Here is a 14,605-nt window from a genome sequence, read left to right as displayed (position 1 = left end):
TGCCATCGGCTATAACACTTTAAGCAATAAGGACTATCAGAAAAACCATTTAGTCATTTTGGTTATTTAATATTTCCATCATTTCTTTAATTGTTAAGATGCAGATCGTTACCCTTATCCTCCATCCATCTTTTTATTGCATGTTTTTGTATTAGCATCGTTGGCTAACAGCACAGGCACAAGGAAACAGAAATCACAATGACTACTCCGGTTTCCCCCACTTCATTGCTTCCGCTGAGTGTGGAGCAATTAACGCGTTTACAGGCGGCAACCGGTGATTTCTCATCGACGCAGCTGGCCTGGCTATCCGGCTATTTCTGGGGGTTGGTGCAGCAGCCTGGGAACGTGCAGCCAGGTGCGATAACCGCCACTGCCACGGCGGCGTCCGCAGTCACGGTGCCAGTGCAAACCATTACGTTGCTCTCTGCCTCACAGACTGGCAATGCGCGTCGGGTCGCGGAGCAACTGCGTGACGATCTGCTAGCGGCCAAGCTGTCCGTCAATCTGGTCAATGCGGGCGATTACAAGTTCAAGCAAATCGGGCAGGAAAAACTGCTGTTGATCGTCGCCTCGACGCAGGGGGAAGGGGAGCCGCCGGAAGAGGCGGTCGCGCTGCATAAATTCCTGTTGTCCAAAAAAGCGCCTGAGATGAAAGACACCGCGTTTGCCGTGTTTGGCTTGGGTGATACTTCTTATGAATTCTTCAGCAAGGCGGGTAAGGATTTCGATAGCCGTCTGGCCGAGTTAGGCGCCGAACGCCTGCTGGATCGCGTCGATGCCGATGTCGATTACAAGGGGCTGGCTGAGCAATGGCGACGCCAACTGGTGGATATTTTGCAGGCACGGGTGCCGGTTCAGGGTGAAGCCGTCGCGCAGATTGCCTCTCAGGGCGCACTGGATGAAATTACCAGCAGCCCATACAGCAAAGCTTCCCCGCTACATGCCACATTTGCCGTCAATCAGAAAGTGACCGGGCGTAACTCCGAAAAAGATGTTCGCCATATCGAGATCGATCTGGGTGATTCTGGTTTGCGTTACCAGCCCGGAGATGCGCTGGGTGTGTGGTTCGATAACGATCCCACGCTGGTGCAGGAACTGCTGGAATTGCTGTGGCTAAAAGGGGATGAGTCGGTCAGCGTTGACGGTAAGACGCTGCCGCTCTCGCAGGCGCTGAAAAGCCACTTTGAGCTGACGCAGAACACGGCACCGATTGTCGAGAAATATGCGGCACTATCACGTAATGAAACGCTGTTATCGCTGCTGGCCGATAAGCCTGCACTTCAGCAGTTCGCACAGCGAACGCCGCTGGTGGATATGGTGCGACAAGCGCCGACTGAACTGACGGCAGAACAACTGCTAGGCCTGTTGCGTCCGCTGACACCGCGCCTTTACTCTATCGCCTCCTCGCAGGCGGAAGTGGAAAGCGAAGTGCATATCACCGTTGGCGTGGTGCGCTACGAATACGAAGGGCGCGCGCGTGCCGGTGGTGCTTCCAGCTATCTGGCCGACAGACTTAGCGAAGACGATGAGATCCGTGTCTTCATCGAACATAACGATAATTTCCGTCTGCCTGCCAATTCCGACGCGCCGGTCATCATGATTGGGCCGGGAACCGGGATTGCGCCGTTCCGCGCCTTTATGCAACAGCGCGATGCCGAAGGGGCAGAAGGGAAAAACTGGCTATTCTTTGGTAATCCACACTTCACGGAAGACTTCCTGTATCAGGTTGAGTGGCAGCGCTACGTTAAAGATGGCCTGCTGACCCACATCGATCTGGCGTGGTCGCGCGATCAAGCGAACAAGGTCTACGTGCAGGACAAACTACGCGAAAAAGGCGCGGAAGTGTGGCGCTGGATTCAGGACGGGGCGCACCTGTACGTGTGTGGTGATGCCAATCGCATGGCGAAAGACGTCGAGCAGGCGCTGCTGGATGTGATAGTTGAGCATGGCGGCATGGACAGTGAACAAGCCGATGAGTTTTTAAGCGATCTGCGCCTTGAGCGCCGTTATCAGCGAGATGTGTACTAATGAGTGAAAAATACGTTTTCAGTGAAAAACACCCCGGTCCCTTGGTGGTAGAAGGGAAACTCGTTGATGCCGAGCGCATGAAGACAGAAAGTAATTTTCTGCGTGGCACGATTGCTGAAGACCTGAACGATGGTCTGACCGGCGGCTTTAAGGGCGATAACTTTCTGCTGATCCGCTTCCACGGTATGTATCAGCAGGATGATCGCGATATCCGCGCCGAACGTGCCGAGCAGAAGCTGGAGCCGCGCCATGCGATGCTGTTGCGCTGCCGTCTGCCTGGTGGCGTGATGACACCAGAACAGTGGTTACGGATCGACAAATTTGCGACTGAAAATACGATCTATGGCAGCATTCGCATCACCAACCGCCAGACGTTCCAATATCACGGTATTCTCAAATCGGACGTGAAACCGGTACACCAAATGCTGAATAGCATCGGGCTGGATGCGCTGGCGACGGCGAATGACATGAACCGTAACGTGCTGTGTACGTCTAACCCGATAGAATCTGAACTGCATCAGCAGGCATATGAGTGGGCGAAAAAGATTTCTGAACATCTGCTGCCGCGAACGCGCGCTTATGCTGAGATCTGGATGGATCAGGAAAAAGTGGCAACGACGGACGAGGAGCCAATTCTGGGCTCGACGTATCTGCCACGTAAGTTCAAAACCACGGTGGTGATCCCGCCGCAGAATGATATCGATCTGCATGCGAACGATCTTAACTTCGTTGCGATTGCTGATAACGGTCGTCTGGTGGGTTTCAACGTGCTGGTGGGCGGTGGGCTCTCTATCGCGCACGGTGATAAAGAAACCTATCCACGTACCGCCAGTGAGCTCGGCTACATTTCCATTGAGCATACGCTGACCATCGCGGAAGCGGTAGTGACCACGCAGCGCGATTGGGGTAACCGGACTAACCGTAAAAACGCGAAAACCAAATACACGCTGGAGCGTGTAGGCGTAGACAACTTCAAGCAGGAAGTGGAAGCGCGTGCCGGTGTGAAGTTTGAAGCAGTGCGCCCTTATGAATTCACCGGACGTGGCGATCGCATTGGCTGGGTAAAAGGCATCGACAATAAATGGCATCTGACGCTGTTTATCGAAAACGGGCGAGTTCTGGATTATCCGGGTCGTCCGCTGAAAACTGGTTTGGCGGAAATTGCCAAGATCCACAAAGGGGATTTCCGGTTAACGGCGAACCAGAATTTGATTATCGCGGGCGTTCCTGCGCGTAGCAAAGCGAAGATTGATGCGCTGGCGCGTGAGCACGGACTGATTGATGACAGCGTCAGCGAGCAGCGTAAGAATTCGATGGCCTGTGTGTCGTTCCCGACGTGTCCGTTGGCGATGGCGGAAGCCGAGCGTTTCCTGCCGGAGTTCGTCACGAAAGTGGAAGGGATTATGCAGCAGCATGGCGTGGGCGATGAACACATCGTTCTGCGCGTGACGGGCTGCCCGAACGGCTGTGGCCGTGCGATGCTGGCAGAAATCGGTCTGGTAGGCAAAGCGATGGGGCGTTATAACGTACACCTTGGCGGGAATCGTGAGGGAACACGCATTCCGCGTATGTATCGCGAAAACATTAATGAAACCGAGATCCTCGCGGAAATCGACAGGCTTATCGGGCTGTGGGCGCAAGATCGCCAGCCGAATGAAGGCTTCGGGGATTTCGTGATTCGTACCAACATCGTTAAACCGGTGCTGGATCCCGCCCGCGATTTTTATGACTGACAGGAGATCCTGATGGCCGAATTTAACCTTGAGGTACTCAACGCATTACCGAAAGCGGAGCAAGTGGCCGTGTTGGCTGCTGTGAATGGTCAGCTTGAGCCACTGTCTGCGCAGGAAAGGGTGAGCTGGGCGCTGGCGAATCTGCCGGGCAATTTTGTGTTGTCGTCCAGCTTCGGCATTCAGGCTGCGATATCGCTGCATTTGGTGACGCAGCAGCAGCCGGATATTCCGGTTATTCTCACGGACACCGGTTATCTGTTTCCTGAAACCTATCAGTTTATTGATGCGCTGACGGAACAGCTTAAGCTGAACCTGCAAGTGTATCGCGCCGCAGAGTCTCCTGCCTGGCAAGAGGCTCGGTATGGCAAGCTGTGGGAGCAGGGCGTGGAAGGCATTGAGCGCTATAACCTGCTGAACAAAGTTGAGCCGATGAATCGGGCGCTGAGCGAGCTAAAAGCGGGCACTTGGTTTGCTGGCCTGCGTCGTGAGCAGTCCGGTAGTCGGGGGGAATTGCCGGTGCTGGCGATTCAATGCGGCGTCTTCAAATTCCTACCGATTATCGATTGGGATAATCGGATGGTGTATCAGTATCTGAAAGAAAATGGTCTGAGCTACCATCCGCTGTGGGATCAGGGCTATTTGTCCGTCGGTGATACCCACACCACTCGCAAATGGGAACCGGGGATGAGCGAAGAAGAAACCCGCTTCTTCGGTCTGAAACGTGAGTGCGGGCTGCACGAAGGATAAAGCTGAAACCGGGCACTGCCCGGTTTTTTATCGCCTGAATAACGCTTGTGAACGTATTGTTATTCCATTACGGAACTTGTCATTCCAATTCGGCATTTCATAAGTGTTCTGTCCGCACCGTATAGTCACATTATCTACTTTTTTGCTTAGTTAAGGCGATTGTGAACTATCTCCCTTTATTTGCCGATCTTCGTCAGCGTCCGGTACTGGTTGTTGGCGGCGGTGAGGTTGCTACGCGCAAAATCGATCTGCTGCAACGCGCGGGTGCGGAGATAAAAATCGTCGCACAAGCGCTGGCGGAACCGTTGGCGGCGCAGCATCAGGCCGGGCAGGTTGAATGGCTGGCGCAGGTTTTTACGCCAGAGCTGTTATCCGGCGTGTTTCTGGTGATTGCCGCAACGGATGACGCCGAGCTGAATGCCGCGGTATTTGAGGCGGCGAACCAGCGTCATTTGCTGGTGAACGTGGTGGACGATCAGCCAAAGTGCTCGTTTATTTTCCCCTCGATTGTCGACCGCTCTCCGCTGGTGGTGGCGATTTCTTCAGGGGGACAGGCACCGGTGCTGGCGCGGTTACTGCGTGAAAAACTGGAATCCTTACTGCCTGCCAGTTTGGGGACGATGGCGGACATCGCCGGAAGCTGGCGCAACAGGATTAAAACCCGATTACATTCGATGTCAGCCCGTCGTCGCTTTTGGGAACGGCTGTTTGTCGGACGTTTTGCGTCGTTGGTTTCTGCCGGACAGTTGGCACAGGCCGAAGACGAACTGCAACAACAACTGGTTAATCAGCAAGACGAACAGCAACGGCCAGCGGCATCACGCGGTGAAGTGGCACTGGTTGGCGCTGGCCCCGGTGATGCTGGCTTGCTTACGCTACGCGGATTGCAGGTGATGCAGCAGGCGGATGTAGTGCTATATGACCATCTGGTTAGCGCCGAGGTATTGGATCTGGTGCGCCGCGACGCTGAACGCATTTGCGTCGGAAAACGCGCCAGTGCGCATTCGTTGCCGCAGGATGAAATTAATCAGCTACTGGTGAAGCTGGCGCAGGAAGGGAAGCGGGTAGTTCGCCTGAAAGGCGGCGATCCCTTCATTTTTGGCCGCGGCGGCGAAGAGCTGCAAGCGGTCGCGCAGGCGGGGATCACGTTTCAGGTGGTGCCAGGTGTGACGGCCGCAGCGGGCGTCACGGCGTATGCGGGGATTCCGTTAACGCACCGTGACTACGCGCAGAGCGTACTTTTTATCACCGGGCACTGTCGCCCGGATGGCGACGCGCTGGACTGGTCGACGCTGGCGCGTGGACGCCAGACGCTGGCGATTTACATGGGAACGATGAAGGCTGCCGAGATTGCGCAGCAGCTGATCGCGCATGGTCGTTCATCGCAGACGCCCGTTGCTGTGATTAGCCGCGGCACCCGACACGATCAGCAGGTGCAAATTGGCACGCTGCAAGAGTTAGAACATTTGGCACGGCAAGCGCCGACACCGGCGCTGCTGGTGATTGGCGAGGTGGTGGATTTGCATCACCAGATTGCCTGGTTTGGTCAGACAACGCCGACGGTGCCGCAAGACAGCCGCCCAGCGGTAGTAAACTTGGCTTAAGGAAAGGGTATGGACGAGAAACGACTCACGCATTTACGGCAGCTTGAAGCCGAAAGCATTCACATCATCCGCGAAGTAGCGGCCGAGTTCAGTAACCCGGTGATGATGTATTCCATCGGTAAAGACTCTTCGGTGATGCTGCATTTGGCGCGCAAAGCGTTCTATCCAGGATCGCTGCCTTTCCCGCTGCTGCACGTTGATACCGGCTGGAAATTTCGTGAAATGTACGAATTCCGTGACCGCACGGCGAAGGCCTACGGTTGTGAACTGCTGGTGCATCGCAACCCGCAGGGTGAAGCGCTGGGGATTAACCCTTTTGTACATGGCAGCGCCAAACACACCGACATCATGAAAACCGAAGGACTGAAGCAGGCGTTGGATAAATACGGTTTTGATGCCGCATTTGGCGGGGCGCGTCGCGATGAAGAGAAGTCGCGTGCCAAAGAGCGTATTTACTCCTTCCGCGACCGTTTCCATCGTTGGGACCCAAAAAACCAGCGCCCAGAGCTGTGGCACAACTACAACGGTCAAATTAACAAAGGCGAGAGCATCCGCGTTTTTCCACTCTCTAACTGGACCGAACTGGATATCTGGCAATATATCTATCTGGAAAATATCGATATTGTTCCGCTGTATCTGGCTGCTCCGCGTCCGGTGGTAGAACGCGATGGCATGCTGCTGATGGTGGATGACGATCGTATCGATCTGCAACCGGGTGAAGTGATCGAACAACGCATGGTGCGCTTCCGCACGCTGGGCTGCTGGCCGCTGACGGGCGCGGTGGCATCTGAAGCGCAGACGCTGCCGGAAATCATCGAAGAGATGCTGGTTTCCACAACCAGTGAACGTCAGGGAAGGGTAATTGACCGCGATCAGGCCGGTTCAATGGAGCTGAAAAAGCGTCAAGGGTATTTCTGAGGAATCGTCGAATGAGCCAAATTTCGTTAAAAGATGCAGCGGCAGAAAATGCGGCTGAGAAAGATGCGGTCGTCATCAACAATGCGATTGCACAGCAGATCGCCGAGCAGGGCGGGGTGGAAGCGTATTTACATGCACAGCAGGATAAAACGCTGCTGCGTTTCCTGACCTGCGGTAGCGTTGACGATGGAAAAAGTACGCTGATTGGCCGGTTGCTGCACGATACGCGCCAGATTTATGAAGATCAGCTCAGCACGCTGCACAATGACAGCAAGCGTCTGGGCACGCAGGGCGAGAAATTGGATTTGGCGCTGTTGGTCGATGGGCTTCAGGCCGAGCGCGAACAGGGCATCACGATTGACGTGGCTTATCGCTATTTCTCGACGGAAAAACGCAAGTTCATCATTGCCGATACGCCGGGACACGAGCAGTACACCCGCAATATGGCAACCGGTGCATCAACCTGTGAGCTGGCGATCCTGCTGATTGACGCCCGTAAAGGCGTATTGGATCAAACCCGTCGTCATAGCTTTATTGCGACCCTGCTGGGGATTCGCGATCTGGTGGTGGCGGTGAATAAAATGGACTTGGTTGACTACCAACAAACGGTATTTGAACAGTTTAAACAGGATTATCTGGATTTTGCTCAACAACTGCCTGCTGACCTGAATATTACCTTCGTGCCGATTTCCGCACTGGATGGCGACAACGTTGCGACGCCGAGTACGACGATGGGCTGGTATACCGGGCCGACGTTGCTGGACGTGCTGGAAACGGTCAATGTGGCACAGCGCACGCTGGAACAGCCAATGCGCTTCCCGGTGCAGTATGTCAACCGCCCGAATCTGGATTTCCGTGGCTACGCAGGAACGCTGGCATCCGGCATTATCCGTGTCGGGCAGCGGGTCAAAGTCTTGCCGTCCGGCGTAGAATCCACCGTTAGCCGTATTGTGACCTTTGACGGTGATTTACCGCAGGCGCAGGCTGGCGAAGCGATTACGCTGGTGCTGGCGGATGAAGTGGATATCAGCCGTGGCGATCTGCTGGTCGACAGCGGCGAATCGCTGAAAGCCGTGCAGCATGCGCTGGTGGATGTTGTCTGGATGGCGGAACAGCCGCTGGTGCCGGGACAAAGTTACGACATCAAGATTGGTGGTAAGAAAACGCGCGCTCGGGTTGAAAATATTCAATATCAGGTTGAGATCAATACGCTGACGCAGCGCGTAGCGGAAAACCTGCCGCTCAACGGTATTGGTTCTGTTGAGCTGGTCTTTGATGAGCCGCTGGTGCTGGACAATTATCAGCATAATGCCGTGACAGGTGGGATGATCTTTATCGATCGTCTGAGTAATGTCACGGTAGGCGCTGGCCTGGTACGTGAACCTATCGAACAGGTGTATCAGGAGTCGGGTGCGTACAGTGCGTTTGAACTGGAACTGAATGCACTGGTACGTCGCCATTTCCCGCATTGGGGTGCGCGCGATTTGTTGGGAGGCAAATAACGTGTCTTTACGCGATGAACCGACTGACGATAACGTGGTTTGGCATGCGCATGATGTCACCCGTGAGTCGCGCGAGAAGCTACATGGTCATCAGGGCGTCGTTATCTGGTTTACCGGGCTGTCTGGGTCCGGTAAATCCACGCTAGCAGGCGCGCTGGAGCAAGTATTGCACCAGCGTGGCGTCAGTACCTACCTGCTGGATGGCGACAATGTTCGGCACGGTCTATGCCGGGATCTGGGTTTCACTGACGACGATCGGCGTGAGAATATCCGCCGCGTGGGGGAAGTTGCTAAACTGATGGTGGATGCGGGTCTGGTGGTACTGACCGCGTTTATTTCGCCACATCGCGCCGAGCGTAAAATGGTGCAGGATCTGCTCGGTGACGGTCAGTTTATTGAAGTTTTCGTGGATACGCCTTTAGCGACTTGTGAAGCACGCGACCCTAAAGGACTGTACAAAAAAGCCCGTGCGGGGGAACTGCGTAATTTCACGGGGATCGACTCGGTGTATGAAGCACCGGAAGCACCGGATAGTCATCTGGATGGTGAACAATTCGTAACAACTTTGACCGGCCAATTGTTAGATCTGCTTGGCAAGCGAGCTATTATCAAGCTCTGATGTCCCCGCTTTTTTCACCGAGCTGTTGGGTGATGCAGGGGAAGAATGGGAAAGATTATGCAAAATGCCACGCAGTTAACGATTAGCAAGACTCGGCCAGCGCAAGAAGAGGATGACGGCGTTTCCTACCTGTTTATGGGGGCGGTGACGGGGTTCTCCTTTTATTGGCTGGCTTTTAGCATCCCCTTTCTGGTGTATGGCTCTAATGCTACGTTTTTCTTCATGCTTTACACGTGGCCGTTCTTTTTGGCGCTGATGCCGTTTTCCGTGCTGGTTGGCGTCGGGGTTAGTTTTCTACTGAGAGGCTATCTTTTTTATACGCTTTTTGCGACAGGGCTGACGGTGGTCTGCCTGTTCTGGCTGGTTTTTTCTTTTCTGACGGGGTGGTAACACATCGCGCAAAATTTGTGCTTTTTCGCCCCGTTTTCCGGTTTCCTTCTCCTCGCCTGATGTGAATCTTGCCTTCCACGACCGGACACAGTGGAGTCGAAACAAAAGTTATGGGATGATTAGGCGGTTTTTCAGGGGGCGGGATGGGAAAGCTTACGCTGTTATTATTGATATTGCTTGGCTGGCTTCAGTACTCACTGTGGCTGGGCAAAAATGGCATTCACGATTATGTTCGGGTGAACGATGATGTTGTCATCCAATTGGGTAACAATGCCAAATTAAAAGACCGCAACGAACAACTGTTTGCTGAAATTGACGACCTCAATGGTGGACAAGAGGCGATAGAAGAGCGTGCTCGTAATGAACTGGGTATGATCAAGCCTGGTGAAAGCTTTTATCGTCTGGTGCCAGAATCGGGGCATCGTAGCGCGAATACGACCTCGCCTAATAATACACAACGTTGACGCATGCAGACATCACGCCTTTCCCCGCCTGACATTGTTGCTGTTTTACCCGCTGCGGGTAACGGCAGCCGGATGCAGAACGATCGTCCTAAACAGTACCTGACGATTGGCAATGATGTGATCGGCCATAAAACCATTCTTGAACATACCATCGATGCGCTTTTGCGCCATCCGCGAGTACAGCGTGTCGTCGTTGCCATTAGTTCGAATGACGTATTCTTTCATACCCTGGCGATTGCCAACGATCCTCGTATTTGTGTCGTGACGGGCGGACAGCAGCGTGCGGATTCTGTACTGGCTGGGCTGGCCGCCGTTGCCGATAGCGCGTGGGCGTTGGTGCACGACGCGGCGCGTCCGTGTCTGCATCAGGACGATCTGACGCGCTTGCTGGCGATTGTCGAGCAGAGTGACGTCGGTGGAATTCTAGCCGCGCCGGTTCGTGATACCATGAAGCGCAGCACGGACGGGTTTATTGATCGCACGGTAGAACGTAACGATTTATGGCATGCGCTGACGCCGCAGCTTTTTCCTGCTGCATTGCTGAAACAGTGTCTGCAACGGGCGCTTCAGGATGGCATTGCCGTCACAGATGAAGCCTCAGCGCTGGAATATTGTGGCTATCGCCCGCAAATTGTCAGCGGGCGGTCGGATAATATCAAAGTCACGCGTCCAGAGGATTTGGCATTAGCCGAATTCTATTTAACCCGTTTGCAGTAACCTCATTTTATTCGCTAAATTTATTCGTTAATACATATAAGGAGAACGCGCGATGCGTATCGGTCACGGTTTTGATGTCCATAAGTTTGGTGGAGAAGGTCCGCTGGTGATCGGTGGCGTGCGAATTCCTTATTCTCAAGGCCTGCTGGCGCATTCCGATGGGGATGTGGTGTTACACGCGGTAACCGATGCCCTATTAGGTGCGGCTGCGTTGGGCGATATTGGCAAGCTGTTTCCTGATACCGATCCGGCTTTTAAAGGTGCGGACAGCCGTGGCCTGCTGCGTGAAGCCTGGCGTCGCATCAATGAAAAGGGCTATCAGCTAGGTAATCTGGACGTTACGATTATTGCGCAGGCGCCGAAAATGGCCCCGCATATCCCGCAAATGCGCGTGAATCTGGCGGAAGATTTGCAGTGCCACATGGATGACGTCAATGTGAAAGCCACCACGACAGAACAGCTGGGTTTTACTGGTCGCGGCGAAGGCATTGCTTGCGAAGCGGTTGCTTTACTCGTGAAAAAAGGAACGGGCGAAATTGTTGCCTGGTAAGCCGTTTTTTATAAGCTGTTTTTATAAGTAATGGTTTTATCAACAATACCTTGTCAATAATAGAAAGTTAACAGTATAAGAAACAATGTCATGACTGTGTCTCATCCAGTTATGCACCTTGTGGGATAACGATGGAAAATAGCGAACAACTCGTCTGGCTGCACGGTGAACCACAGGCTACAGGCTCATTGAAATCCGCCGCGGAAGATTTTCTGGTGGTGGAAGATCTGGGGTTTCAGCCTGATGGTGACGGCGAACAGGTATTGGTGCGAGTACGCAAGCGTGGCTGCAATACGCAATTTGTGGCCGAGATGCTGGCAAAATTTGCCCGTCTTCCGCTGCGTGCTGTCAGCTATGCAGGCCTGAAAGATCGCCATGCTGTCACCGAACAGTGGTTTTGTCTGCATATGCCGGGAAAAGAGACGCCAGATTTTTCCTTGCTGACGCTTGACGGTTGTGACGTACTTGAGGTGACCCGTCACCGCCGCAAATTGCGCATTGGTGCGCTACGGGGTAACCATTTTATCCTGGTGCTGCGTCAGGTGAGCGATCGACACGAGGTGGAAGCACGTTTGGCGCGGATAGCCGCTAACGGCGTCCCTAATTATTTCGGTAGTCAGCGTTTTGGACGGAACGGGAATAATCTTGAGCAGGCACGTCTTTGGGCAAATAATGATATTCGGGTAAAAGAACGTAGTAAGCGTAGCTTTTATCTTTCTGCCAGCCGCAGTGCGATGTTTAACCAGGTTGCCAGTGCGAGACTGGCACAACAGCAAGCGAAAACCGTTTTGTGTGGTGACGCATTGCAGCTAACGGGTCGCGGTAGTTGGTTTGTTGCCAAATCTGATGAATTGGCAACCTTGCAGGCGCGTCTTGATGCTGGCGAGCTCCAAATTACTGCACCACTGCCCGGTGATGGTGAGCTGGGGACTCAGGATGATGCACGAGTATTTGAAGAACAGGCCTTGAGCGGACAAGAAACGCTATGGTCTTTGGTCAAACGTGAACGGGTTGAACCTGCCCGGCGCGCTGTGTTGCTCTATCCACAGCAAATGCAGTGGGAATGGCAGGATGACGCAACCGTAGAAGTGAAATTCTGGCTACCGGCGGGCAGCTTTGCGACCAGTGTGGTACGTGAATTACTGCATGCTCAGCAGGATACTGATCTCGGAGCCTGATGCGCAGTGAAGCTTTTTGCAGAAAATCGTTGAAGAGAATCAATGCTGGCCACGGCGTGATAGCGGCGGCTGGTTTACCCCTATGCGGGAAGATTGCTGTATTGGTGGCGAGGTTAACCAGAGCTGAGGTCGGCGGGGAATGGTAAACAAGCGTATAGAAACGTTGCTGGCACAACTGCGCCAGCAAGGCATTCAGGACGAACGTCTGCTGAAAGCAATAGAAGCCGTACCCAGAGAACGCTTTGTTGACGAGGCGTTCGAGCATAAAGCGTATGAGAATACGGCTCTGCCTATCGGCTCCGGCCAGACTATCTCGCAGCCCTATATGGTCGCGAAGATGACGGAACTGCTTAACCTGACGCCCGTATCCCGCGTGCTTGAGATTGGCACCGGTTCAGGTTACCAAACGGCGATTTTAGCGCATTTAGTTCGGCACGTTTGCTCTGTTGAACGCATCAAAGGGCTGCAGTGGCAGGCTAAACGTCGTTTAAAGCAGCTTGATTTGCACAACATTTCTACTCGTCATGGCGATGGATGGCAGGGGTGGGCATCGCGTGGGCCATTTGATGCCATCATCGTTACGGCGGCACCGCCGGAAATTCCTCAGGCACTGTTGGGACAGCTTGATGAAGGTGGCGTAATGGTGTTGCCCGTTGGAGAACAGTCGCAATTACTGCAAGTTGTTCAGCGCCATGCTGGCGAATTTATTATTCAAACGGTTGAAGCAGTTCGGTTTGTTCCGCTAGTCAAAGGCGAATTAGCCTGATACCGTGGCGATGATGTGCAGTGTTGCTAAGTCTTTAAAATGTCAATACAACGGTTTTATGGTGCGAACTTGTTGGTATTGTTAGCATCCAATCATCGTGGTGCCTCTCCTGTTTTGCTTATGCGCCAGCGATGGTGAAGTAGCGATCTTTCTCGTTCCAACTTAACGAATAAAATATCGGTTACGCTACAATCATTTACGCGACGGTCAGTTAAGCTACAGCGGGTACGAGGCACACATGTCTGAATTGAGTTCTGGATACTACTGTTTTTTTGAACGTTATAGTTACTTTTTCGAACGCTATAGTTATAGGGGAGTAAGGCGCATGGGAAGCCGAATGATGAATTTGCGTCACGTTGCTGCGTGTATAGTCGTTGTCTTTGGGGTGGCTGGATGCTCCAACAATAATTCCAAATCCGCACCGATCAGCAGCGTTGACGGAAATACGGGCAGCCGAGGGGGAATGTTATCTGCGCCATCACCGCGGATTTCAACGGCGGGTGAAAATGTAGCAACAACGTCCGATGGCCGGATCGTTTATAACCGCAGCTACGGTAATATTCCGAAAGGCAGCTACAGCGGCGGCAATGCCTACACTGTTAAACGGGGCGATACCCTGTTTTATATCGCGTGGATTACTGGTAATGACTACCGGGATCTGGCGCAGCGCAACAATATTCCTGAACCATACAGCCTGAATGTGGGGCAATCGCTGAGTTTAGGCAACGGGTCACCTGGCAACAATACGTCGGGCGGTGGACTGACGAGCGGCAGCGGAATGTTGGCAACAACCGATGCCACCCGAGGTGGAGTACCGACGCCGCCATCAAGTGCTCAAATACAAACTACATCGGTTGATTCTCAGTCAACTAATGCGTATTCTGGTAACCAGGGTAAACAGAATGTAGGTAAGATGTTACCTACGGCAGGGGCAACGACTACCGCTCCTGTTTCCGCACCAGCGGCTGTTGCCAGCAGCAATACTGCTGCTGTCGCCAGTTGGCGTTGGCCTACCGATGGGAAAGTCATAGATAGTTTCTCCGATTCTGAAGGGGGAAATAAAGGGATTGATATCGCCGGCTCACGTGGGCAACCGATCACCGCAACCGCCAGTGGGCGTGTGGTGTATGCGGGCAATGCGCTACGTGGTTACGGAAATCTGATAATCATCAAGCATAATGATGACTACCTCAGTGCCTATGCCCATAACGATACGATGCTAGTCTGTGAGCAACAGGATGTCACGGCAGGACAAAAAATCGCTACGATGGGCAGTACCGGCACCAGCTCAGTTCGCTTGCACTTTGAAATTCGTTACAAGGGGAAATCCGTAAACCCGCTGCGTTTTCTGCCGCAGCGATAAATCGGGCAGAGTATTTCGGTATTCTG

Annotated in this window: 14 protein-coding genes; all 14 read left to right on the top strand. The window is 53.4% G+C overall.

Going from position 1 to position 14,605, the window contains the following annotated elements:
• Positions 1-198: 198 nt before the first annotated feature.
• The 14 genes from cysJ (at position 199) to nlpD (ending at position 14,579) form a co-directional block, all read left to right on the top strand.
• A complete protein-coding gene (gene cysJ, locus AACH44_RS16005; protein ID WP_261846906.1) occupies positions 199-2,028 on the top strand; it encodes an NADPH-dependent assimilatory sulfite reductase flavoprotein subunit in 1,830 nt (609 codons plus the stop codon).
• Positions 2,028-3,761, top strand: coding sequence for an assimilatory sulfite reductase (NADPH) hemoprotein subunit (gene cysI / locus AACH44_RS16000; protein WP_261846905.1), 1,734 nt, complete (start codon positions 2,028-2,030; stop codon positions 3,759-3,761). Before cysJ ends, cysI begins: the two co-directional genes overlap by 1 nt.
• A 12-nt stretch (positions 3,762-3,773) precedes the next feature.
• Positions 3,774-4,508: a phosphoadenylyl-sulfate reductase gene (locus AACH44_RS15995; protein ID WP_261846904.1), complete on the top strand. Its 735-nt coding sequence runs from the start codon at positions 3,774-3,776 to the stop codon at positions 4,506-4,508.
• Positions 4,509-4,669: 161 nt separating this feature from the next.
• Positions 4,670-6,112 (top strand): siroheme synthase CysG, encoded by a 1,443-nt coding sequence (gene cysG / locus AACH44_RS15990; RefSeq protein ID WP_261846903.1) that lies wholly within the window; start codon positions 4,670-4,672, stop codon positions 6,110-6,112.
• 9 nt (positions 6,113-6,121) lie between these two features.
• Complete coding sequence (gene cysD, locus AACH44_RS15985) at positions 6,122-7,030, top strand: sulfate adenylyltransferase subunit CysD (RefSeq protein ID WP_010299862.1); 909 nt, start codon at positions 6,122-6,124, stop codon at positions 7,028-7,030.
• Positions 7,031-7,104: 74 nt separating this feature from the next.
• Positions 7,105-8,532 carry a sulfate adenylyltransferase subunit CysN gene (cysN, locus tag AACH44_RS15980; RefSeq protein WP_425606657.1) on the top strand — a complete coding sequence of 476 codons (1,428 nt, stop codon included), beginning with the start codon at positions 7,105-7,107 and terminating at the stop codon, positions 8,530-8,532.
• Between the two features lies 1 nt (position 8,533).
• Positions 8,534-9,151, top strand: a complete 618-nt coding sequence (gene cysC, locus AACH44_RS15975) for an adenylyl-sulfate kinase (protein WP_425606591.1) — start codon at positions 8,534-8,536, stop codon at positions 9,149-9,151.
• A 57-nt stretch (positions 9,152-9,208) separates the two neighbouring features.
• A complete protein-coding gene (locus tag AACH44_RS15970) occupies positions 9,209-9,541 on the top strand; it encodes a DUF3561 family protein (protein ID WP_261847104.1) in 333 nt (110 codons plus the stop codon).
• A 143-nt stretch (positions 9,542-9,684) separates the two neighbouring features.
• Complete coding sequence (ftsB, locus tag AACH44_RS15965; protein ID WP_261846900.1) at positions 9,685-10,005, top strand: cell division protein FtsB; 321 nt, start codon at positions 9,685-9,687, stop codon at positions 10,003-10,005.
• A gap of 3 nt (positions 10,006-10,008) precedes the next feature.
• Entirely contained in the window at positions 10,009-10,722 is a 714-nt protein-coding gene (gene ispD, locus AACH44_RS15960; protein WP_261846899.1) for a 2-C-methyl-D-erythritol 4-phosphate cytidylyltransferase, read from the top strand.
• Positions 10,723-10,774: 52 nt separating this feature from the next.
• On the top strand, positions 10,775-11,272 hold the full coding sequence (gene ispF / locus AACH44_RS15955; RefSeq protein WP_137741310.1) for a 2-C-methyl-D-erythritol 2,4-cyclodiphosphate synthase: 498 nt from the start codon (positions 10,775-10,777) through the stop codon (positions 11,270-11,272).
• 131 nt (positions 11,273-11,403) lie between these two features.
• The gene (truD, locus tag AACH44_RS15950; protein WP_261846898.1) at positions 11,404-12,450 is read left to right on the top strand and encodes a tRNA pseudouridine(13) synthase TruD; all 1,047 of its coding nucleotides are present in this window, start codon (positions 11,404-11,406) and stop codon (positions 12,448-12,450) included.
• A 139-nt stretch (positions 12,451-12,589) separates the two neighbouring features.
• A complete protein-coding gene (locus AACH44_RS15945) occupies positions 12,590-13,216 on the top strand; it encodes a protein-L-isoaspartate(D-aspartate) O-methyltransferase (protein ID WP_261846897.1) in 627 nt (208 codons plus the stop codon).
• Between the two features lie 337 nt (positions 13,217-13,553).
• The gene (nlpD, locus tag AACH44_RS15940) at positions 13,554-14,579 is read left to right on the top strand and encodes a murein hydrolase activator NlpD (RefSeq protein WP_338659325.1); all 1,026 of its coding nucleotides are present in this window, start codon (positions 13,554-13,556) and stop codon (positions 14,577-14,579) included.
• Positions 14,580-14,605 lie beyond the last annotated feature (26 nt).

The organism is Pectobacterium araliae, assembly GCF_037076465.1.
Lineage (GTDB): Bacteria > Pseudomonadota > Gammaproteobacteria > Enterobacterales > Enterobacteriaceae > Pectobacterium > Pectobacterium araliae.
This window is presented reverse-complemented; position numbering and strand designations above follow the sequence as displayed.

Excerpts from the sequence above, each read along its gene's own strand:
- nlpD (WP_338659325.1), top strand. The coding sequence starts at position 13,554 with ATGATGAATTTGCGTCACGTTGCTGCGTGTATAGTCGTTGTCTTTGGG.
- cysI (WP_261846905.1), top strand. The coding sequence starts at position 2,028 with ATGAGTGAAAAATACGTTTTCAGTGAAAAACACCCCGGTCCCTTGGTG.
- AACH44_RS15995 (WP_261846904.1), top strand. The coding sequence starts at position 3,774 with ATGGCCGAATTTAACCTTGAGGTACTCAACGCATTACCGAAAGCGGAG.
- truD (WP_261846898.1), top strand. The coding sequence starts at position 11,404 with ATGGAAAATAGCGAACAACTCGTCTGGCTGCACGGTGAACCACAGGCT.
- ispD (WP_261846899.1), top strand. The coding sequence starts at position 10,009 with ATGCAGACATCACGCCTTTCCCCGCCTGACATTGTTGCTGTTTTACCC.
- ispF (WP_137741310.1), top strand. The coding sequence starts at position 10,775 with ATGCGTATCGGTCACGGTTTTGATGTCCATAAGTTTGGTGGAGAAGGT.
- AACH44_RS15945 (WP_261846897.1), top strand. The coding sequence starts at position 12,590 with ATGGTAAACAAGCGTATAGAAACGTTGCTGGCACAACTGCGCCAGCAA.
- ftsB (WP_261846900.1), top strand. The coding sequence starts at position 9,685 with ATGGGAAAGCTTACGCTGTTATTATTGATATTGCTTGGCTGGCTTCAG.
- cysJ (WP_261846906.1), top strand. The coding sequence starts at position 199 with ATGACTACTCCGGTTTCCCCCACTTCATTGCTTCCGCTGAGTGTGGAG.
- AACH44_RS15970 (WP_261847104.1), top strand. The coding sequence starts at position 9,209 with ATGCAAAATGCCACGCAGTTAACGATTAGCAAGACTCGGCCAGCGCAA.
- cysD (WP_010299862.1), top strand. The coding sequence starts at position 6,122 with ATGGACGAGAAACGACTCACGCATTTACGGCAGCTTGAAGCCGAAAGC.